The organism is Paraburkholderia sp. XV (genome assembly GCF_020177535.1).
GTDB lineage: Bacteria > Pseudomonadota > Gammaproteobacteria > Burkholderiales > Burkholderiaceae > Paraburkholderia > Paraburkholderia caribensis.
On sequence record NZ_JAGUUD010000109.1, the window covers coordinates 1 to 19017 of the forward strand.

Consider the following 19017-nt stretch of genomic DNA (forward strand, 5'->3'; position numbering starts at 1 on the left):
GCGGCGCCAGCACTTCCCCGCACAGCTTCGCGGATTCTTCGAGCACGGCTTGCGCCGTCTCCAGACCCGCTTCCTCGAAGCCGGGCAGTTTCGCGATATCGTCGATGCCGCTCAATGCTTCGAGCACGAAAAGCATGTCTTTCACGGGGGCGATGTAACTCATGGTCGATCTTCCAATCAGGCGTTCAATGGATCACTGCCACGGCGCCCGATAGAAGCGAAGGCCAAGCGGTGACGATACCTGTCGATCGTAACGGCATCTCCGGCGACCCGACTGTCCAAACCGGCCCACGTACTGACAAATCTGGCCACATCGAATGGGGGTGTAGCCCACCCACCCGCGGGTTAACCCACGTGAAAAGGCCGCCGGTACGTGCCCGGCGTGCTGCCCGTCCAGTGGCGGAACGCACGATGGAAGGCGCTCGGATCGTCGAAGCCGATATCGCCCGCGATCACGGCGATCGTGTCCTGCGTGTCCGTGAGGCGCTGGATCGCGATATCGCGCCGCAGCTCGTCCTTGAGCAACTGAAACGTCGTCTCCTCGGACGACAGACGCCGGCATAGCGTGCGCACCGAGCAATGCAGGCTTCTGGCGGCCTGGTCGATAGTCGGCAGGTCCGGCAGTTCTCCTGCGAGAAACTGCCGCACGCGATGGCTGACTCGCTGCTCGCTGAACGTTTCGAAGATCCATTCGCCGGGTGAACGGGCGAGGAATTTGCGCAGATTGCGTTTGCTCTGGCGGATCGGCATGTCGAGAAACGCCGCGCTGAAGCGCATCAGCGTCGCGTTGCAGCCGAAACGCACGGGACCGGAGAAAAAGTAGCGGTGATCGAACGCGTGCGGCGGTTGCGGGCACGCGAAATCGACCTGTAGCAGCGGGATCTTCTGACCAATCAGCCATGACGACACACCGTGCGCGAGCTTGAGCATCAGTTCCTGGCCGAGCGGGCCGATGCTGCCATACGCAGGGTTTGGACGCAGTTCGACCTGCGCCATCAGGTCGTCGCGGCGCGATGCGATGTGAAAGTCGTCGAGCACGATATGAAAGAACTGGCCGAAGCGATGCAGCGCGGTCTCGAGGTTGGGCGCGTCGAGCAGGCTGAGGCAAAGAAACTTCAACGTGCCGCTGCGAAACGGACGACTGAAGATGCCCGGCATTTCGTCGTCGAGTTCGATCGCGAGTGTGCGGTAGAGCGTGGAGAACTGTTCTTCCGTCACCCGCGCGCCGGCCGCGCCGCGCAGTTCGGGCGTGATACCAGCTTGCTCGAGATAGCGCTGCATGACGTCGAGCTGCGCGTCGGCGGCGGCGAGAAAGCCGTTGACGAGCGAGATAGGAACGGTGGCGCTGGGCGCTTGCATTCGTGATCCGGTCTGCGTGGCCTCGTCAGGACAGCGTGTTCAGCAATACGATGAAGTTGCGCTTGGCACGATAGGTCTGACGCATCTCAGCCAGTTCAGCGGCAAACTGCGCGTGCTCGCCGAGTTTGGCCCGCAACGCGCCGATGGCCTGCACGATTTCGAATGCTTCTCCATATTTTGCCGACACCGTACCTCTTTCAACAGTGCCATGTAGCAGATTCTGATAAACAACCAGAGCATCGCGCGGATGCGTCACGGCGCGCACGGCCGCCATCGGTTGAAAGATCTGGGTTGCGACGGGACCGCCTGTAAAAGCATTCCATGCAGCCTCGTTGTCGCGCTCCTCAAGATGCATCTTGACCAGTTCGGTACGCGTCGTCGTGTCCCATACACTGCGCTTCGCTTTTCCCGACTCTTCTTTCTGGACGCAATCCCACATGTGTTCGAGCGCCCGTCGGCGCGTTTCGTCATGCGTGCCGGTTGTGCTCGCAACGTCCATCAGATCATGGAATGCGCGGGCGCTGATATGTGACACGAAACACCGCCACGCGTAAGCATCTGCCTTGTCGAACTCACCGCGACTCAGATACGCGTCGACGCAGAAGCTCAGCAGCGATCGATCGGGATTCTTTTTCGATGCTTCGATGCCTCGCTCTGCCCATGCGATGCCCTCATCCAGGCGGCCATGTTCCCGGCAGAGTCGGGCGATCGTCAAGAATCGATACGGGGTCGACAGGTCCTTTGATTCGATACGAATCAGCGCGTCGATGTCGCCGTCGAACACTGCCAGGGCGGACATTGCGTGACCGACCTTCGAGCGGCGTCGGTCGGAGCCGTAGGCGTTGTCGCTGGAATCAGGCGCCGCAAGCGCGCTCCATTGCTCGTTGAGCAAGTCGCGATAGATCGGCAACCCCGCATCGCCTAGCACATCGGCATAAGCCGGAAGCGCATCGCGAAACGTGCCCCATTTGCCCTCCGTCTGAAGGCGGAAAAGCCGCTCCGCGAGCTTGTCCGGATCGGGGCGGGTCCGTTCGCACGCTTCGAGGTGGATGCCCGCGAGTTCCTGGATGGCGGGCATCACATGGCCGTTCGAATCGTCCATTCGCTCCAGGCTGTTTTCAGACTCGACGATCGCGAGTTCGGCGAGTTCGACGACGTCAGCCGCATGGGGTCCGTTGAGCCGCGCCCTCAGTACGTCGCACAACGAATACAGACCATCTGCATACTCGGCGACCTCCCGCCAGTCGTGCACCACGCGCCTGACGCGCGTCGCCTGCCGCACGGCCGATCTCATGCCCGGCAAATCGCTCGCATGGCTTGCACGCGCGGCCAGCAGCAGCTTGTCGCGAAGCGCCACGTCACGCTCGACCGCTTCCATCAACCAGGTTCTAAGCGCTTCCGCATCCAGCGACGACACATATTCTTGAACCTGTTCCGCGTAGGTCTTTCGCTTCTTGCGCGGCTTTTTCGGTTGTGGCTCTTCTTCGGGCGGGAACACCTCCGCGCCGGAATTTTCCAGCCACGACAGCGCGACGGCGACCGCGTGCTTGCAAAATGCCGCCGCCCGGCTGACGGGACAATCACAGTGGCACGTCAGTGCGCCGTATCGAGTGGTCAGCTCGACGTTGTACGGTTCGGTGCCGCGCACGATAGCGCGCACGCTGCCGTCGCTCGCCTCGAGGCGCGATACCTTGCCGCCATGGAAATAGGCTTTGCCGCGTGCGAAGGTTTTCTCGTCGCTGCGCGACAGCACCTCGGCCAAAGTGAGGACGTCTGCGAGGTTCGCGGATTGAGACATTGGAAAGCTCTTGAGCAAGGGCGAATTCAGGTAGGCGGACCCGTGATGCAAACCGTCAAGGGGATGACGGGAACCATGCCAGCATGTTGCAATTCTGGTGGCAGCAGCATGAAGACGCAAGCTCGCGCCCCGCTTCCTGTCACGCAGGCGCATGCCGCGACGAGCTTGAAAGGCCTAAGGAGATTTGGTGGGCCGGGTGGGAGTCGAACCCACGGTGTCCTTTCGGAGGCGGATTATGAGTCCGCTGCCTGCAACCAGCACGGCGTCCGGCCCAACGATGCTTCGCAATGGAAGCTGGAGAAGACCAACAAAAAGACCCGGTCTGAAGGCCGGGCCTGTCCGTCGATTGGCCGACATACTACACGAAAACAGGGCTTCCGGGATCGCTTCGCTGAACAAAACGATCGGGAAGCCCTGATTGTCTACTGCGTATAAAGGCCAGCAAGCCGGCTCGATCAATTGCCTTCGAGGAACGACTTCAGCTTGTCCGACCGGCTCGGGTGACGCAGCTTGCGCAGCGCCTTCGCCTCGATCTGACGGATACGCTCACGCGTCACGTCGAACTGCTTGCCGACTTCTTCCAGCGTGTGGTCCGTGCTCATTTCGATACCGAAACGCATGCGCAACACTTTCGCCTCGCGCGGCGTCAGCGAATCGAGCACGTCCTTCACGACATCGCGCATGCTGGCGTGCAATGCGGCGTCGGCCGGCGCAACCGTGTTGTTGTCCTCGATGAAGTCGCCCAGATGCGAATCGTCGTCGTCGCCGATCGGCGTTTCCATCGAGATCGGCTCCTTCGCGATCTTCATGATCTTGCGGATCTTGTCTTCCGGCATCTCCATCTTCTCGGCCAGCGTTGCCGGATCCGGCTCGAGGCCGGTTTCCTGCAGAATCTGACGCGAGATACGGTTCATCTTGTTGATCGTCTCGATCATGTGAACCGGAATACGAATGGTGCGCGCCTGGTCCGCGATCGAACGCGTGATGGCCTGACGGATCCACCACGTCGCGTACGTCGAGAACTTGTAGCCGCGGCGATATTCGAACTTGTCCACGGCCTTCATCAGGCCGATGTTGCCTTCCTGAATCAGATCCAGGAACTGCAGGCCACGGTTCGTGTACTTCTTCGCAATCGAAATCACGAGACGCAGATTCGCCTCGGTCATTTCGCGCTTCGCCTGACGCGCCTTCAGTTCGCCCGCCGCCATCTGGCGGTTGGTTTCCTTCAGGTCCTTCAGCGGCAGCACGACGCGCGCCTGCAAGTCGAGCAGACGCTGCTGCTGCTCGCGGATAGCCGGCACGTTACGCGACAGGATCGCGCTATACGCGTGATTCTCCGTGACGATCTTGTCGGCCCATTCGAGGTCCGTTTCATTGCCCGGAAAACGCGCGATGAACTCCGCACGCGGCATGCCGCACTTGTCGACGACCGTGTGCAGGATCTGACGCTCGACCTGACGCACTTCGTCCACCTGCGCGCGCAGCGTGTCGCACAGACGCTCGACGGTACGCGCGGTGAAGCGGATCATCATCAGCTCTTCCTGAATGGTTTCCTGCGCCTTCAGGTAGGACTTCGACTTGTAGCCTTCCTTTTCGAACGCGCGGCGCATCTTGTCGAACCATTCGCTGATCAGCGCGAACTTTTCGAGCGACATGCGTTTCAGTTCTTCGAGCTGGGCGGCGTTGGCCGTCGCCTGCGCGGCGCCGTCGTCGTCTTCCTCTTCTTCCTCGTCCGCCTCTTCCTCTTCTTCTTCCTCGTTCTCGATCGCTTCGGCTTCCTGTTCGGAGAAGCCGTCGGTGTCTTCGGCGTTCGCGTCGATCAGGCCGTCGACGAGTTCGTCGATGCGGATCTCTTCATTCGCGACGCGCTCGGCCATGGCCAGAATGTCGGCGATCGTGGTCGGGCAGGCGGAGATGGCCATCACCATGTGCTTCAGGCCGTCTTCGATGCGCTTGGCGATTTCGATTTCGCCTTCGCGCGTAAGCAGCTCGACCGTGCCCATCTCGCGCATGTACATACGCACCGGGTCGGTCGTGCGGCCGAACTCGGAATCGACGGTAGAGAGCGCGACTTCCGCTTCCTCTTCCACTTCGTCGTCCGACGAAGCGTTGGGCGCGTTGTCGTTCAGCAGCAGGGTTTCGGCATCGGGCGCCTGTTCGTAGACGGCGACACCCATGTCATTGAACGTGCTGATGATGCCTTCGATCGCCTCGGTTTCCGTGAAGTTGTCCGGGAGGTGGTCATTGATCTCGCCGTAGGTGAGGAAGCCCCGCTCCTTGCCGAGCTTGATCAGCGCGCGCAGCTTCGAGCGGCGCTCTTCGAGCTCCTCGACGGTGCCGGGCTGCGAAGACGCGAACGCGTCCTTGAGCAGCGCCTTCTCCTTTGCGCGACGGTCGCGTGCCTTGACCTTTTCGACCTTGCCCGTAGCGGGAGTTGCGGCTGCTTCTTCGCTCGGGGATGCGTCGTCATCGACGGATACTTCGTTCAGCTTTTTCGTCATGGAGTTCGCCATACCGGCTGTAGTCTCGACTGCCGGCTGCTGGACGACAGCCGGTTGAACCGTGGATACCAAAGACTCGCGGGGAGCCGCATCGTCCTGCGCGACATCCGCTTCCCTTTCGCTGCTGACTCCCTGCCGCTTCGCCACCGATGTCACCGACTTCGATGTCACCGATGCCGCTCGCGCGGCCGATGCGGTCGAGGCTCTTTTCCGGGCAACCGGCGTAGCAGCGGTTTCGGCAGACTTTTTCGGTGTGGAAGGAGCCGACCTGGCTGCACTGACCCTGGTGGTCGTTTTCGGCTCGTCCGAGCCGCTGCCTGTCGCCTTTTTTCCGCCTGTAGTCTTTACCATTGCAATCGCCTTATATCGCCTTTGCCTGGAGAAAAACAAAACCGCTGAAATCTTTTAATTATAGCATTCGGCCTTTCAGCGCTTCCCTTTCACTGCCCGCGCTGACGCTTCATGTCAGCGCACGTCCTGCTTAATTCCTGATACTCCAGCAACTCCTCCGGGGTGTGCCTCGACTGACGCGACAATTCATCCAGCCGCTCGCTATAAGCGTCGTAACGCATTTTCAGAATGGCCGCTTTCAATTCTTCCCCGGCGAGGCGCTCGTGTTCACGGCGCTCCTCGGCCACCGTCGCGTCTTCGGGATTCTTCAACAGCAGATCCCGAACGTTTTCATCATAGTCCAGAATTTCCCGGAAGATTTCCTCGAAGGTGGGGGCGTTAGCCCCGTTTCGCAACAGGTCCGACAGCAACTGGAACTCGGCCGTGTCGCCCAACCCGCGGGCATGCGTCGTCACCTCCTCGAACAGTTCGCCGTGCCGCGTGACTGTGAGCAGCGCCTGCTCTTCCTCCTCACCGAGCACCGCGACGATACGCGGGTGCATCACCAGATTGCGCAGCGCCCGCTGCTCGATCCCCGTCACGCTGCGCCGGTCCTTGCGGGCAGGCGCGCTGCGTGCTACTGCGGCGATCCGCGCGTCGACCTCGCATAACGCGGCCACTTCCTCGAACGGCACGTCGAGACGGTCGGCGAACATATGCATGATCTGCGCGCGCAACGCGTTGGCGGGCAGCATCTGCAATAGCGGCTTGGCGTCGAACAGCGCCCGCGCGCGCCCTTCCGGCTGGTCCAGCTCCTTGCCCGCCAGCACTTCATTCAACAGGAACTGCGACAGCGGCATCGCGCGGCGCACCTGCTCCGCGAAGGCTTCCGTGCCGAATTCGCGGACGTAGCTGTCGGGATCGTGCTCGGCCGGCAGGAACAGGAAGCGGATGGTGCGGTTGTCGGCGGCATGCGGCAGGCAGGCGTCGAGCGCGCGGCGGGCCGCGCGCCGTCCGGCCGAGTCGCCGTCGAAGCTGAACACCACGGTATCCGTCTGCCGCATCAGTTTCTGCACATGAATCGGCGTGCAGGCGGTGCCGAGCGTCGCAACCGCGTTCTCGAAACCCCACTGGGCCAGCGCAACCACGTCCATATACCCTTCGACGACCAGCACGTACCCCTGCTCGCGGATCGCAAGCCGCGCCTCGAACAGGCCGTACAGCTCGCTGCCTTTGTTAAATAAAGGCGTTTCGGGCGAATTCAAATACTTGGGCTCGCCACCGTCCAGCACGCGCCCGCCAAAACCGATCACCTGGCCTTTCACGTTGCGGATCGGGAACATCACGCGCTCGCGGAAACGGTCGTAGCGGCGGTTCTGACCCTGCGCGTCGGACTTCTCGCTGACGATCACGAGACCCGCCTCGACGAGCGCGTCGTCCCGATAGTTGGGGAATGCCGTTTCGAGGTTCTGCCAGCCATCGGGCGCGTAGCCGAGGCCGAAGCGCTTGGCGATCTCGCCCGTCAGGCCGCGCTTTTTCAGGTACTGGATGGCGTTAGGCGCGCCGCGCAGTTGCGCCTTGTAGAAGTCGCTGGCCGTCGACATGAGGTCGGACAGCGCTGTCGTCACGGCCTTCGAGACGGCGGGCGCATAGCCTTCACCGCCCGGACCGCCGGCTCCCGCGCCGCCGCCACGCATCGGCGAAGGCTCTTGCGGCACGGTGAGCCCGACGGATTGGGCGAGTTCGTTGACGGCTTCCGGGAAGGAAAGCGCCGCATGCTCCATCAAAAACCCGATGGCCGTGCCGTGCGCGCCACAGCCGAAACAATGATAGAACTGCTTAGTCGGACTAACGGTGAACGAAGGGCTCTTCTCGTTATGGAACGGGCAGAGTCCCATGAAGTTCGCGCCGCCTTTTTTCAGCTGCACATACCGGCCCACCACGTCGACGATATCGACGCGGTTCAGCAGGTCTTGCAGAAAGGAATGCGGGATCACAATGCAGACGCGGCCTTAAAAAGAATGAGGCAAGGGTGCGCAACGCACCCGGCCATGCGCGCAGCGCCGGAACGGGGCGCACATGGCGGAAAACGACACCGGGCTTACTTCGACAGCGCGGCCTTGACCTGCGCGGACACGGCCGTCATGTCGGCCTTGCCGGCGAGCTTCGGCTTGAGCACGCCCATCACCTTGCCCATGTCCTGCGGGCCGGTGGCGCCGACCTGCGCGACGGCCGCCTGCACTTCGGCTGCCACTTCCGCGTCCGACAGCTGCGCGGGCATGTAGGCGCTCAACACGTCCAGCTCGGCCTTTTCCTTGTCGACGAGATCGGTGCGGCCGGCCGTTTCGAACTGGGCGATCGAGTCCTTGCGCTGCTTGATCATCTTGTCGACGACGGCTGTCACGGCGGCGTCATCCAGTTCCACGCGATCGTCGACCTCACGCTGCTTGATGGCAGCAAGCAGCAGACGGATCGTGCCGAGACGCTCGGTTTCGCGCGCGCGCATCGCTGCTTTCATGTCGTCGTTGATTCGGACTTTGAGACTCATCGTTCACCTGAATGCGTGGAGGGTTTGAAATACGGGTGAAGACGCGGCGTAGAGCGCAAAAACCCGCTTGGGATCGTTCCTCAAGCGGGTTAGTGCCAAATACGCGGTGAACCGTGCACCTGGATACGGCCTTGCGGAGCGTGGACCGAAGTGGCCTTTCGCGCCTTGCGGCGTGAGCGGCCTCTTTCGCGGCCAGTTACCGCAAGCGCCGGCATGCTCCCGCGCCGTCACCTCGTGTGAGCCGCCGCTTTCGCTCAAGAGACCCGGCGAGCACCGCGACTTCACTTTGAATCAGTAAAACTTCTTGGGCAGTTGCTGGCTGCGCAGGCGCTTGAAATGGCGCTTCACTGCAGCTGCTTTCTTTCGCTTGCGCTCGGATGTCGGCTTCTCGTAAAACTCGCGCGCACGAAGTTCGGTCAACAGCCCGTTCTTTTCTATCGTGCGCTTGAAGCGGCGCATCGCGACTTCAAAAGGCTCGTTTTCTTTTAAGCGGATCGTCGTCATTTTTCAATAACGGAGCTTGGCCAAGATTGGAAAGTATAGCAGTTGTTTCCCACAATCACACAAGGGTGTCAAGCCCTTATGTGACGGGCGTTTGCGCCCGTTTTCACGGGCTACCCGGCAGCCGCGAATTCCGCCGCTGCCTGCCCGGCCGCCACACCCGACGCCCACGCCCACTGGAAGTTGTAGCCGCCTAGCCAGCCCGTCACATCGACGGCCTCGCCGATGAAATACAGCCCCGGCACGCGCGCGCTCATCATCGTCGCCGACGACAGCTCGCGCGTATCGACGCCGCCGCGCGTCACCTCGGCCTTCTTGTAGCCTTCCGTGCCGTTCGGCGTGAGCGTCCAGCGCGACAGCGCCTCGCCGACCCGGCGCAGCGACTTGTCGGGCAGATCGGCGAGCCGCGCGTCGGCGGGTACGCCGTGGGTCTGCAGCCAGACATGCGCGAGGCGCGCGGGCACCCATTCGGCGAGCAGAGTGCCGATCTGGCGCTTCGTCGCCGTTTTGGCCTCCAGCAACGCGGCGATGGCATCCTGCTCGGGCAGCAGATTGACGTGCACCGGCTCGCCAGGCTGCCAGTAGCTGGAGATCTGCAGCACGCCTGGGCCCGACAACCCGCGATGCGTCAGCAGCAGGTCTTCGACGAACTCGCCGCCCGTTTTCTTCGCCCCCGTCGCCAGATGCACTTCCAGCGACACACCCGACAGCTCCGAAAACGGCTGCCAGTCGGCGGGAGCGAACGTCAGCGGGACGAGCGCCGGGCGCGTGTCGATCAGCTTGTGTCCGAACTGCTTCGCGATCCGGTAGCCGAAATCGGTTGCGCCGATTTTCGGAATCGACAGACCGCCCGTCGCGATCACCAGCGCGCGGGCGCGAATCGGGCCGGAGCGCGTGTCGAGCGTGAAGCCGTCGGAATCGGCGTGGCGCACCTGCTCGACGGCGAGCGGCCGGCGCCACGCGATACTGCCCGCGTCGCATTCGCTCTTGAGCACGTCGATGACGGCGTCGCTCGACTGGTCGCAGAAGAGTTGCCCTTTGTGCTTCTCGTGCCACGTTACCCGGTACTGCTTGAGCAGCGCCATGAAATCGCGCGGCGTGTAGCGCGCCAGCGCCGAACGGCAGAAATGCGGATTCGCCGACAGATAATTGTTCGGACCGGCGTATAGATTCGTGAAGTTGCAGCGGCCGCCGCCCGAGATGCGGATTTTCTCGGCGAGCCGCGCCGCGTGGTCGATCAGCACCACGCGCCGGCCGAGCTGCCCCGCCACCGATGCGCACATCATGCCCGCCGCGCCCGCGCCGATTACGGCGATATCGAAGGATTCCATGGGGCTGCATTGTAACCGCCACGCCGGGCGCGCCCGGCGGCGCGGTGCCTGCGCTGCTATACTTTCAGGTTCCTTTTTTGATGTTTCGGGCGGTACTTCAGGCGCCCGATCGACGGTCGAATCATGCTCGTTCTCGGCATAGAAAGCTCCTGCGACGAAACTGGTCTCGCGCTCTACGACACGGAGCGCGGGCTGCTCGCGCATGCGCTCCATTCGCAGATCGCGATGCATCGCGAATATGGCGGCGTGGTGCCGGAACTGGCTTCGCGCGACCATATCCGGCGGGCGCTGCCGCTGCTCGAAGAGGTGCTTGAGCGCTCGGGTGCCGCGCGCGGCGACATCGACGCGATCGCCTACACGCAGGGCCCGGGGCTCGCGGGCGCGCTGCTGGTCGGCGCGAGTATCGCCAATTCGCTGGCGATGGCGTGGAACAAGCCGACGATCGGCATTCATCATCTGGAAGGCCATTTGCTGTCGCCGTTGCTCGTCGACGAGCCGCCGCCGTTTCCGTTCGTCGCGTTGCTGGTGTCGGGCGGACATACGCAACTGATGCGGGTGACGGACGTGGGCGTCTATGAGACTCTGGGCGAGACCCTCGACGACGCAGCCGGTGAAGCCTTCGACAAGACCGCGAAGCTGTTGGGGCTCGGGTATCCTGGCGGGCCGGAAGTGTCGCGGCTGGCGGAGTTCGGCACGCCGGGGGCTGTCGTGCTGCCGCGTCCGATGCTGCATTCCGGTGATCTGGATTTCAGTTTCAGCGGGCTGAAGACGGCTGTGCTGACGCATGTGAAGAAGCTTGGCAGCAACGTGTGCGAGCAGGCCAAGGCTGATCTGGCGCGCGGTTTTGTCGACGCGGCCGTCGATGTGCTGGCTGCCAAATCGCTCGCGGCGCTGAAGAAGACCAGGCTAAAACGGCTTGTCGTGGCGGGGGGTGTCGGTGCGAACCGGCAGTTGCGTGAGGCGCTCTCGGCAGCCGCGAAGATGCGCGGATTTCATGTGCATTATCCGGATCTTTCGCTGTGCACTGATAACGGCGCGATGATTGCGCTTGCCGGCGCGCTGCGGTTGGAGCGCTGGCCCGCGCAGGCTGGGAATGACTATGCTTTTACCGTGAAGCCACGGTGGGATCTGGATTCTCTGGCGAGGTGAGGTTTTTTTGTCTGCCAGGGGCATTCGGTGGGACCCTCGCGGGGGGGCGTTGCCGTTCGGTGTTGTTGGCTTTTGCGCTGGCATCCGTGCTTTGTTATCGCGCTTCACGCGTTGCCGTTCGGTGTTTTTGGGCTCTGCGCTGGCATCCGCGATTCGTTAGCTTGCTTCACGCGTTGCCGCTCGGTGTTTTTGGCCTTTGCGCTGGCATCCGCAATTCGTTAGCGTGCTTCAAGCGTCGCCCCTGTGCGGGGCGGCACCTACTTTTCTTTGCCGCCGCAAAGAAAAGTAGGCAAAAGAAAGCGGCTCACACCGCCAGCCCGTGTTCTTATCCACGGGCCCCCAACGTCCCCACGCCTCACACGGCAGCGCCCTTGTTCGTGCGCGTTGCCAGCGCGCTAAATGAGCGCCTCACCCACTTCAAATACTCGTGCACAGGCTAACGGCAGCGAATGGTATCGGCCGCCCAGGTGGCAAACTGTGTGTAGGCCCTCGGTGCTTCACACGCCTCACTTCGGACCGACAGCACGCGCATACCTAAATGTAGGAGCGCCGAGCTATACGACGCGACAACCTACACACAGTTTGCCACCTGGGCGGCCGTGGACTGCCTGGCGGGGCGTGCTGAAATGCGGGTGCGTGAGGCGGGTGAGGCGCACCGCAAGAGCGTTGGCAACGAGCGCGAACAGGAAAGTTGCCGTGTGAAGCGTAAGACCCTTTGGGGGCCCTCAGGCAAGTATTAGCACTGGCGGTGTGAGCCGCTTTCTTTTGCCTACTTTTCTTTGCGGCGGCAAAGAAAAGTAGGTGCCGCCCCGCACAGGGGCAACGCGTGAAGCGCGCCAACAATTCGCGGATGCCAGCGAAAAGGCAAATCACGGATGCCAGCGAAAGCAAAAGCAAATCGCGGATGCCAGCGCAGAGCCCAAAAACACCGAACGGCAACGCGTGAAGCGCGATAACAAAGCACGGATGCCAGCGAACCTCAAGCCCTCTTCTCAATCACCGCATAAGCCGAATGATTATGAATAGACTCGAAGTTCTCCGCTTCGAGCACATAGGCAACAATCCGCTTATCTGCATTCAACCGCTGCGCGACATCGCGCACCAGGTCTTCGACGAACTTCGGATTCTCATAAGCGCGCTCGGTGACGAACTTCTCATCCGGCCGCTTGAGCAGGCCCCACAACTCACACGAAGCCTCTTCTTCCGCAATACGGATCAAATCCTCGACGGGAACGTCATCGACCAGCTCAGCGTCAATCGTCACATGCGAGCGCTGATTATGCGCACCATACTGCGAAATCTTCTTCGAACACGGGCACAGGCTGGTAACCGGCACCAGAACCTTAAGAAACAACCGCGTGGCGCCATCGCGCGAATCGCCCGTCAACGTCACTTCGTAGTCCAGCAGACTTTGCACGCCCGAGACCGGCGCCGTCTTGTTCACGAAGTACGGAAACGTCACCTCGATACGGCCCGCAGGCGCCTCCAGCTTCTCCAGCATCGAAGCGAGCATCGCGCGAAACGCAGCAGAATCCAGCGGCGTCTTGTTCTCTTCAAGCAACGCGACGAACCGCGACATATGCGTGCCCTTCACCTCGGCAGGCAAATGAACATCGAGATTCCACGTGCCAATGGTCGGCTGCACGCTGCCGTCCGGCGTACGAACCGTCAACGGATGACGCACCGCCTTCACACCCACCCGCTGAATCGGAATCTGGCGGGTGTCGACCGTGCTCTGCACGTCAGGCATCACGAAAGCGGGGTTCATCTGGTTCATGTTCTTGTCCTCAACTTGCAGCGCGAATCGACGCGCAAAATGACAACCGCCGGCTTGCGCCGGCGGAGCCCGGCGGTATGTAACCCGCCGATTCATATTCGAGTAGATGCAACGGGCCGCTTTCCTGTTCCCGCGGCCCGCTATGTTAAGCGACGCGTTTGACCGACTTGCCGCTCGCGTGCTCCACAAATCGCTCGCGGATGGACTTCGCGATGCCTGCAGCATCCAGCCCACACGACGCCAGCAGCTTCGCCGGATCCCCGTGATCGATGAAGCGATCGGGAAGGCCCAATTGTAGTACGGGTCGGATAACCCCACTCTCCATCATGGCTTCCACGCATGCCGAGCCCGCACCGCCCATCACGCAGCCTTCTTCCACCGTGACGATGGCGTCGTGCGTTTCAGCCAGCTCGCGCACGAGATCGGCGTCGATCGGCTTCACGAAGCGCATGTTGGCGACCGTCGCGTCCAGTTGCTCCGCTGCCGCAAGCGACGGCGCGACCATCGTGCCGAACGCGAGAATCGCAATGCGCTTGCCGGCCGGCTGCGTCGATTGACGACGGACTTCACCCTTGCCGAGCGGCAGCGCAGCCATCTGCTTGACCGTTGCGACACCCGTGCCCGCGCCGCGCGGATAGCGCACGGCCGTCGGGTTCGGCTGCTGCAGCGCCGTGTACAGCATCTGGCGACACTCGTTTTCATCCGACGCCGCCATCACCGTCATGTTCGGGATGCAGCGCAGGAACGCGAGATCGTACGCGCCCGCGTGCGTCGCGCCGTCCGCACCGACGAGGCCCGCACGATCGATTGCAAACACAACAGGCAGGTTCTGCAGCGCGACGTCGTGGATCAGCTGGTCATACCCGCGTTGCAGGAACGTCGAGTAGATCGCGACGACCGGCTTGAGCCCTTCCGTTGCGAGGCCGCCCGCGAACGTAACGGCATGCTGCTCGGCAATGCCGACGTCGTAGTAGCGATCCGGGAAACGCTTTTCGAATTCGACCATGCCCGAGCCTTCGCGCATCGCAGGCGTGATGCCGACCACGCGCGAATCCAGTTCGGCCGCGTCGCACAGCCATTCGCCGAACACCTGCGTATAGGTCTTCTTGGCGGGCGTCGTCGACGGCTTGATGCCTTCGGCCGGGTTGAACTTGCCGGGGCCGTGGTACAGCACGGGATCAGCCTCGGCGAGCTTGTAGCCCTGGCCCTTCTTCGTCACGACGTGCAGGAATTGCGGACCGCGCAGCTCGCGGATGTTCTGCAGCGTCGGGATCAGCGAGTCCAGATCGTGACCGTCGATCGGTCCGATGTAGTTGAAGCCGAACTCTTCGAACAGCGTGGCCGGGACGATCATGCCCTTCGCGTGCTCTTCGAGCTTGCGCGCCAGGTCCAGCACGGGCGGCGCGTGGCGCAGCACCCGTTCGACGCCGGCGCGCGCGGCCGCATAAAAGCGGCCCGACATCAAACGCGCGAGATGGCGATTCAGCGCGCCGACGGGCGGCGAAATCGACATGTCGTTGTCGTTGAGGATGACGAGCAGCGGCACGTCGTCTTCGACACCGGCATTGTTCATCGCCTCGAAGGCCATGCCCGCCGTCATCGCGCCGTCGCCGATCACGGCGATCGCGAAGCGGTCTTCGCCGCGCAGCTTGCTGCCGATCGCCATGCCGAGCGCCGCCGAGATCGACGTGCTCGAATGCGCGGTGCCGAACGTGTCGTACGGCGACTCGTCGCGCTTCGGAAAGCCCGAGATGCCGCCCAACTGGCGTAGCGAGTGCATCTGGTCGCGGCGGCCCGTCAGAATCTTGTGGGGATAGGTCTGATGACCCACGTCCCAGACGATGCGGTCGCGCGGCGTGTCGAACACGTAGTGCAGCGCGATCGTCAGTTCGACCGTGCCGAGGTTGGACGACAGGTGGCCGCCCGTCTGCGACACGCTGTCGAGCACGAAGGCTCGCAACTCGTCGGCAAGCGGTTGCAACTGGCGGCGATCGAGGCGGCGCAGGTCCGCGGGGTCGTCAATGGTTTTCAGCAAGTCGTACATCGTCGTTCCATTGTAGGAAAACTTACGCGCCCGCACTTCATTCGCGCACACCCGAAAAGTCTTGTGCGGGCGGCGGGCTTTCGCGTTACAGCTACATCAGCTGACCCGGTTCACCACGAGGTCAGCCAGCTCGGCGAGCCGCTGCGCGCGGGCGCCAAAAGGTGCAAGCGCCTGGTGCGCGTCGCTGCGCAGTTGCGCAGCCAGCGCGCGCGAAGCGTCGAGCCCGATGATCGACACGTAGGTCGGCTTGCCGTCCTTCGCGTCCTTTCCAGCCGTCTTGCCGAGCGTCGCGGAATCGGTCGTGACGTCGAGAATGTCGTCGACGACCTGAAACGCGAGGCCCACAGCAGCCGAATAGGCATCCAGCGACTTCAGCATCGCCGCGTCGTGCGCTTCGCCTGCCAGCGCGCCCATGCGCACGGCTGCGCGCAGCAGCGCGCCCGTCTTCAGGCGGTGCATCGTTTCGAGTTGCGGGCGCGTCAGCGTGTGGCCGACGCTCGCCAGATCGATCGCCTGGCCGCCCGCCATGCCGATCGAACCGCTCGCGAGCGCCAGTTCGCGCACCAGCGCGGCCTGCTGCGCCGGCGCGAGCACATCCGATGTCAGCGCAACGAAAGCTTGCGACTGCAGCGCATCGCCGACCAGCAGTGCCGTCGCTTCGTCATATTTGACATGTACCGTGGGCTTGCCGCGGCGCAGTTCGTCGTCATCCATGCAGGGCATGTCATCGTGCACGAGCGAATAGACGTGGATCATCTCCAGCGCCGCCGACGCCGCGTCGAGGCACTCGGCCTTCGCGCCCGTCAGCTCGCCCGCCGCGTGGCACAGCAGCGGGCGCACCCGCTTGCCGCCGCCCAGCACGGCGTAGCGCATTGCTTCATGCAGCCGGGCGGGCTCGATCGAGTCCGCCGGCAAGTATTGTTCGAGTGCGCCCTCTACCCGGTCCAGCACCGAGCGCATCCATTGTTCGAAGGTCATAGATCGTCTCCGCTGTCGGCAGCGGTTGTACCTGCTGTGTTCACGGGAAGCGGCTTGAGCGTTTCGCCATCGAGGACGCGCACCTGCTGCTCCACCTTTTCGAGTTGTTGCTGGCAGAACGCCACGAGCACAGCGCCGCGCCGGTAAGCCGCCAGCGACTCTTCCAGATTGAGGCTGCCGCCCTCCATGCGCCCGACGAGCCCCTCCAGTTCCGCCAGCGCCGCCTCGTAGCTCTCGGGCAGCGGTGAATTGTCGGAACCTTCGGTGCCGGTGGGGGACAAACCAGCCGTATCGGTGGAAGCCGTCTTCGCCATGAATCGTCGCAAAATTAAAACAAGTCGGACATTCTACGGCAAAAGCGAGATTTTCGACCTGCGAGCCCACCAATGGGTGTCGGCACGGCCATTGCGCAACACTTTGGACGATAGAAATAAATCCAACGTTTGCGCGGCGAAATCGCGAGCTTCCCCGACATTTTTAACCCAAATCAGGTACTTAAGCGCCCCAAGGAGGGGGAAACAGGTATAATCGCGGGCTCCCTAAATCGAATCTTCGATGGTTGGGTTGTTCACTGCTTTCACGTCTTCATCGGGAGTGGGAATGTCCAATCTGAGCAATGCATTGCAGCTCAAGGCTATCCACAGCCAGCTGCCAGTCACGGCTTACTTTGACCAGGCGCTCCACGAGCGCGAACTCGAAACCCTTTTCAAGAAAGGTCCTCGCTACGTCGGGCACGAACTCATGGTTCCCGAAGCGGGTAACTATTTCGCCTTGCCCAGCGAACGCGAGGGGCGCGTGCTCGTCCGCAACCAGCAGTCGCAGATCGAACTGCTGTCGAACGTGTGCCGCCACCGTCAGGCGATCATGCTGAACGGCCGCGGGCAGACGGAGAACATCGTCTGTCCCCTGCACCGCTGGACCTACGACCTGAACGGTCAGTTGCTCGGCGCGCCGCATTTCGCCGACAACCCCTGCCTGAATCTCGGCGCCACTCCGCTGCAAAGCTGGAACGGCCTGCTGTTCGAAACGCAGGGCCGCGACGTCGCGAAAGACCTCGCGCGCCTCGGCACGGCAAAGCACTTCGACTTCACGGACTACATGTTCGATCACGTCGAAGTGCACGAGTGCAACTACAACTGGAAGACCTTCATCGAGGTCTATCTCGAGGACTATCACGTCGTGCCGTTCCATCCGGGCCTCGGCAGCTTCGTCAACTGCGACGATCTGAAGTGGGAGTTCGGCGACTGGTACAGCGTGCAGACGGTCGGCGTGCACAACGAGCTCGCGCGTCCGGGCAGCCCGACGTATCGCAAGTGGCACGACGAAGTGCTGCGCTACCGCGACGGCAAGATGCCCGAGTTCGGCGCGATCTGGATGGTGTACTACCCGGGCATCATGGTCGAGTGGTATCCGCATGTGCTCGTCGTGTCGTGGCTGATTCCGCGCGGTCCGCAGAAAACGACCAACGTCGTCGAGTTCTATTACCCTGAGGAAATCGCGCTGTTCGAGCGCGACTTCGTCGAAGCGGAGCGCGCCGCGTACATGGAAACGGCGCGCGAAGACGACGAAATCGCCGAACGCATGGACGCCGGCCGCCGCGCGCTGCTGGAGCGCGGCGAATCGCAGGTCGGTCCGTATCAGAGCCCGATGGAAGACGGCATGCAGCACTTCCACGAGTTCCTGCGCCGCGAACTCGGCACGGTCTGAGCGCGCGCCGCGAGCGGCATCCACGGCTTCATACAAGGAATGACGGGCTTCGGCCCGTCATTTTTGTTTAGACTAGAGATATCGTTCGGCGCTGCCGAAATCAGTCTCTCAGGAGCCGTCATGCCACACACTCACTACACCACGCTGATCTCCGCAAGCAATCTCGCCGAACGTCTGGCCGCCGCGCCGGGCAGCGTGTTCATCGTCGATTGCCGTTTCGATCTCGCCGATACCGACTCTGGCGAAAAAGCCTACGCGGCGGGTCATCTGCCGCAAGCGCACTACCTGCATCTCGACCGCGATCTGTCCGGGCCGAAGACGGGCAGCAACGGACGTCATCCGTTGCCGGACCGTCAGAAGCTGGTCGACCGGCTCGCCGCGCTCGGCCTCAAACAAGGCCAGCAAGTGGTCGCGTACGACGCGCAAGGCGGAATGTACGCCGCGCGTCTGTGGTGGCTGCTGCGCTGGCTGGGTCACGATTCCGCCGCGCTGCTCGACGGCGGGCTGCAGGCGTGGGAAGCCGCCGGCCACCCGCTGACACAGGACGCGCCGCCGCAGACGAGCGGCGACTTCAAGGCGGGCGCACCGCTGGCCGTGACCGTGGATGCGCAAGCCGTGGAACGCAACATCGGCACGAAGGAACGCGTGGTGATCGACGCGCGCGCGGCTGACCGTTATCGCGGCGAGAACGAAACGCTGGATCGCGTGGGCGGCCACATTCCGGGCGCGCGCAACCGCTTCTTCAAGGACAACCTGACGGCAGACGGGCGCTTCAAGTCCGCACACACGCTGCGCGACGACTTCAACGCGGTGATTCCCGCGGGCGTGTCCGCCGAGCATGTGGTGCTGCAATGCGGCTCGGGCGTCACCGCTTGCCACAACGCGCTGGCGATGGAAATCGCCGGGCTGCATGGCGCGGCGCTGTACCCCGGATCGTGGAGCGAATGGAGTTCGGATACGTCGCGGCCTGTGGCGACGGGACCGAATCCGTAAC

At 62.7% G+C, this 19017-nt stretch carries 16 protein-coding genes and 1 tRNA gene; 4 read left to right on the forward strand and 13 right to left on the reverse strand.

What is annotated here, in order from left to right; genetic code table 11:
* The 5 genes from KFO72_RS33590 to rpoD form a co-directional block, all read right to left on the reverse strand.
* A partial coding sequence (locus KFO72_RS33590) for an acyl-CoA dehydrogenase N-terminal domain-containing protein (protein ID WP_225033911.1) occupies positions 1 to 163 on the reverse strand: 163 nt, incomplete at its 3' end.
* A 182-nt stretch (positions 164 to 345) separates the two neighbouring features.
* Positions 346 to 1359 (reverse strand): AraC family transcriptional regulator, encoded by a 1014-nt coding sequence (locus KFO72_RS33595; protein ID WP_225033905.1) that lies wholly within the window; start codon positions 1357 to 1359, stop codon positions 346 to 348.
* 25 nt (positions 1360 to 1384) lie between these two features.
* On the reverse strand, positions 1385 to 3157 hold the full coding sequence (locus KFO72_RS33600) for an SWIM zinc finger family protein (protein ID WP_225033906.1): 1773 nt from the start codon (positions 3155 to 3157) through the stop codon (positions 1385 to 1387).
* Positions 3158 to 3342: 185 nt separating this feature from the next.
* A tRNA-Ile gene (locus KFO72_RS33605) sits at positions 3343 to 3430 on the reverse strand.
* 182 nt (positions 3431 to 3612) lie between these two features.
* Positions 3613 to 5658 (reverse strand): RNA polymerase sigma factor RpoD, encoded by a 2046-nt coding sequence (gene rpoD, locus KFO72_RS33610; protein WP_054933507.1) that lies wholly within the window; start codon positions 5656 to 5658, stop codon positions 3613 to 3615.
* Between the two features lie 61 nt (positions 5659 to 5719).
* On the opposite strand from rpoD, the gene KFO72_RS33615 reads away from it, so the two are divergent.
* On the forward strand, positions 5720 to 6067 hold the full coding sequence (locus KFO72_RS33615) for a hypothetical protein (protein ID WP_035997870.1): 348 nt from the start codon (positions 5720 to 5722) through the stop codon (positions 6065 to 6067).
* Between the two features lie 31 nt (positions 6068 to 6098).
* On the opposite strand, the gene dnaG is transcribed toward KFO72_RS33615, so the two are convergent.
* The 4 genes from dnaG to KFO72_RS33635 form a co-directional block, all read right to left on the reverse strand.
* Positions 6099 to 7985: a DNA primase gene (gene dnaG, locus KFO72_RS33620; protein ID WP_060605067.1), complete on the reverse strand. Its 1887-nt coding sequence runs from the start codon at positions 7983 to 7985 to the stop codon at positions 6099 to 6101.
* Positions 7986 to 8089: 104 nt separating this feature from the next.
* Positions 8090 to 8536, reverse strand: coding sequence for a GatB/YqeY domain-containing protein (locus KFO72_RS33625; RefSeq protein ID WP_035997874.1), 447 nt, complete (start codon positions 8534 to 8536; stop codon positions 8090 to 8092).
* A gap of 291 nt (positions 8537 to 8827) precedes the next feature.
* Complete coding sequence (gene rpsU / locus KFO72_RS33630; protein ID WP_035997875.1) at positions 8828 to 9040, reverse strand: 30S ribosomal protein S21; 213 nt, start codon at positions 9038 to 9040, stop codon at positions 8828 to 8830.
* A 110-nt stretch (positions 9041 to 9150) separates the two neighbouring features.
* Positions 9151 to 10368 (reverse strand): NAD(P)/FAD-dependent oxidoreductase, encoded by a 1218-nt coding sequence (locus tag KFO72_RS33635; RefSeq protein WP_225033907.1) that lies wholly within the window; start codon positions 10366 to 10368, stop codon positions 9151 to 9153.
* Positions 10369 to 10491: 123 nt separating this feature from the next.
* On the opposite strand from KFO72_RS33635, the gene tsaD reads away from it, so the two are divergent.
* On the forward strand, positions 10492 to 11517 hold the full coding sequence (gene tsaD, locus KFO72_RS33640) for a tRNA (adenosine(37)-N6)-threonylcarbamoyltransferase complex transferase subunit TsaD (protein ID WP_054933502.1): 1026 nt from the start codon (positions 10492 to 10494) through the stop codon (positions 11515 to 11517).
* A 979-nt stretch (positions 11518 to 12496) separates the two neighbouring features.
* Here tsaD and folE2 read toward each other — a convergent pair.
* The 4 genes from folE2 to KFO72_RS33660 all read right to left on the reverse strand — a co-directional run bounded on the left by folE2 (position 12497) and on the right by KFO72_RS33660 (position 16630).
* A complete protein-coding gene (gene folE2, locus KFO72_RS33645) occupies positions 12497 to 13294 on the reverse strand; it encodes a GTP cyclohydrolase FolE2 (protein WP_107204266.1) in 798 nt (265 codons plus the stop codon).
* Positions 13295 to 13439: 145 nt separating this feature from the next.
* A complete protein-coding gene (gene dxs / locus KFO72_RS33650; RefSeq protein WP_035997888.1) occupies positions 13440 to 15338 on the reverse strand; it encodes a 1-deoxy-D-xylulose-5-phosphate synthase in 1899 nt (632 codons plus the stop codon).
* A gap of 96 nt (positions 15339 to 15434) precedes the next feature.
* Positions 15435 to 16316 (reverse strand): polyprenyl synthetase family protein, encoded by an 882-nt coding sequence (locus KFO72_RS33655; RefSeq protein ID WP_054933500.1) that lies wholly within the window; start codon positions 16314 to 16316, stop codon positions 15435 to 15437.
* The gene (locus tag KFO72_RS33660) at positions 16313 to 16630 is read right to left on the reverse strand and encodes an exodeoxyribonuclease VII small subunit (RefSeq protein WP_054933499.1); all 318 of its coding nucleotides are present in this window, start codon (positions 16628 to 16630) and stop codon (positions 16313 to 16315) included. The genes KFO72_RS33655 and KFO72_RS33660 overlap by 4 nt, the downstream gene beginning before the upstream one ends.
* Positions 16631 to 16916: 286 nt before the next feature.
* On the opposite strand from KFO72_RS33660, the gene KFO72_RS33665 reads away from it, so the two are divergent.
* Positions 16917 to 18023, forward strand: coding sequence for an aromatic ring-hydroxylating oxygenase subunit alpha (locus KFO72_RS33665; protein ID WP_054933498.1), 1107 nt, complete (start codon positions 16917 to 16919; stop codon positions 18021 to 18023).
* Positions 18024 to 18143: 120 nt separating this feature from the next.
* Positions 18144 to 19016: a sulfurtransferase gene (locus KFO72_RS33670; protein WP_060605059.1), complete on the forward strand. Its 873-nt coding sequence runs from the start codon at positions 18144 to 18146 to the stop codon at positions 19014 to 19016.
* Position 19017 lies beyond the last annotated feature (1 nt).

Bases quoted from the DNA above. Each gene is read 5' to 3' on its own strand.
- KFO72_RS33595 (WP_225033905.1), bottom strand. From the start codon at position 1,359: ATGCAAGCGCCCAGCGCCACCGTTCCTATCTCGCTCGTCAACGGCTTT.
- KFO72_RS33600 (WP_225033906.1), bottom strand. From the start codon at position 3,157: ATGTCTCAATCCGCGAACCTCGCAGACGTCCTCACTTTGGCCGAGGTG.
- rpoD (WP_054933507.1), bottom strand. From the start codon at position 5,658: ATGACGAAAAAGCTGAACGAAGTATCCGTCGATGACGACGCATCCCCG.
- KFO72_RS33625 (WP_035997874.1), bottom strand. From the start codon at position 8,536: ATGAGTCTCAAAGTCCGAATCAACGACGACATGAAAGCAGCGATGCGC.
- rpsU (WP_035997875.1), bottom strand. From the start codon at position 9,040: ATGACGACGATCCGCTTAAAAGAAAACGAGCCTTTTGAAGTCGCGATG.
- KFO72_RS33635 (WP_225033907.1), bottom strand. From the start codon at position 10,368: ATGGAATCCTTCGATATCGCCGTAATCGGCGCGGGCGCGGCGGGCATG.
- tsaD (WP_054933502.1), top strand. From the start codon at position 10,492: ATGCTCGTTCTCGGCATAGAAAGCTCCTGCGACGAAACTGGTCTCGCG.
- folE2 (WP_107204266.1), bottom strand. From the start codon at position 13,294: ATGAACCAGATGAACCCCGCTTTCGTGATGCCTGACGTGCAGAGCACG.
- dxs (WP_035997888.1), bottom strand. From the start codon at position 15,338: ATGTACGACTTGCTGAAAACCATTGACGACCCCGCGGACCTGCGCCGC.
- KFO72_RS33655 (WP_054933500.1), bottom strand. From the start codon at position 16,316: ATGACCTTCGAACAATGGATGCGCTCGGTGCTGGACCGGGTAGAGGGC.
- KFO72_RS33660 (WP_054933499.1), bottom strand. From the start codon at position 16,630: ATGGCGAAGACGGCTTCCACCGATACGGCTGGTTTGTCCCCCACCGGC.
- KFO72_RS33665 (WP_054933498.1), top strand. From the start codon at position 16,917: ATGTCCAATCTGAGCAATGCATTGCAGCTCAAGGCTATCCACAGCCAG.
- KFO72_RS33670 (WP_060605059.1), top strand. From the start codon at position 18,144: ATGCCACACACTCACTACACCACGCTGATCTCCGCAAGCAATCTCGCC.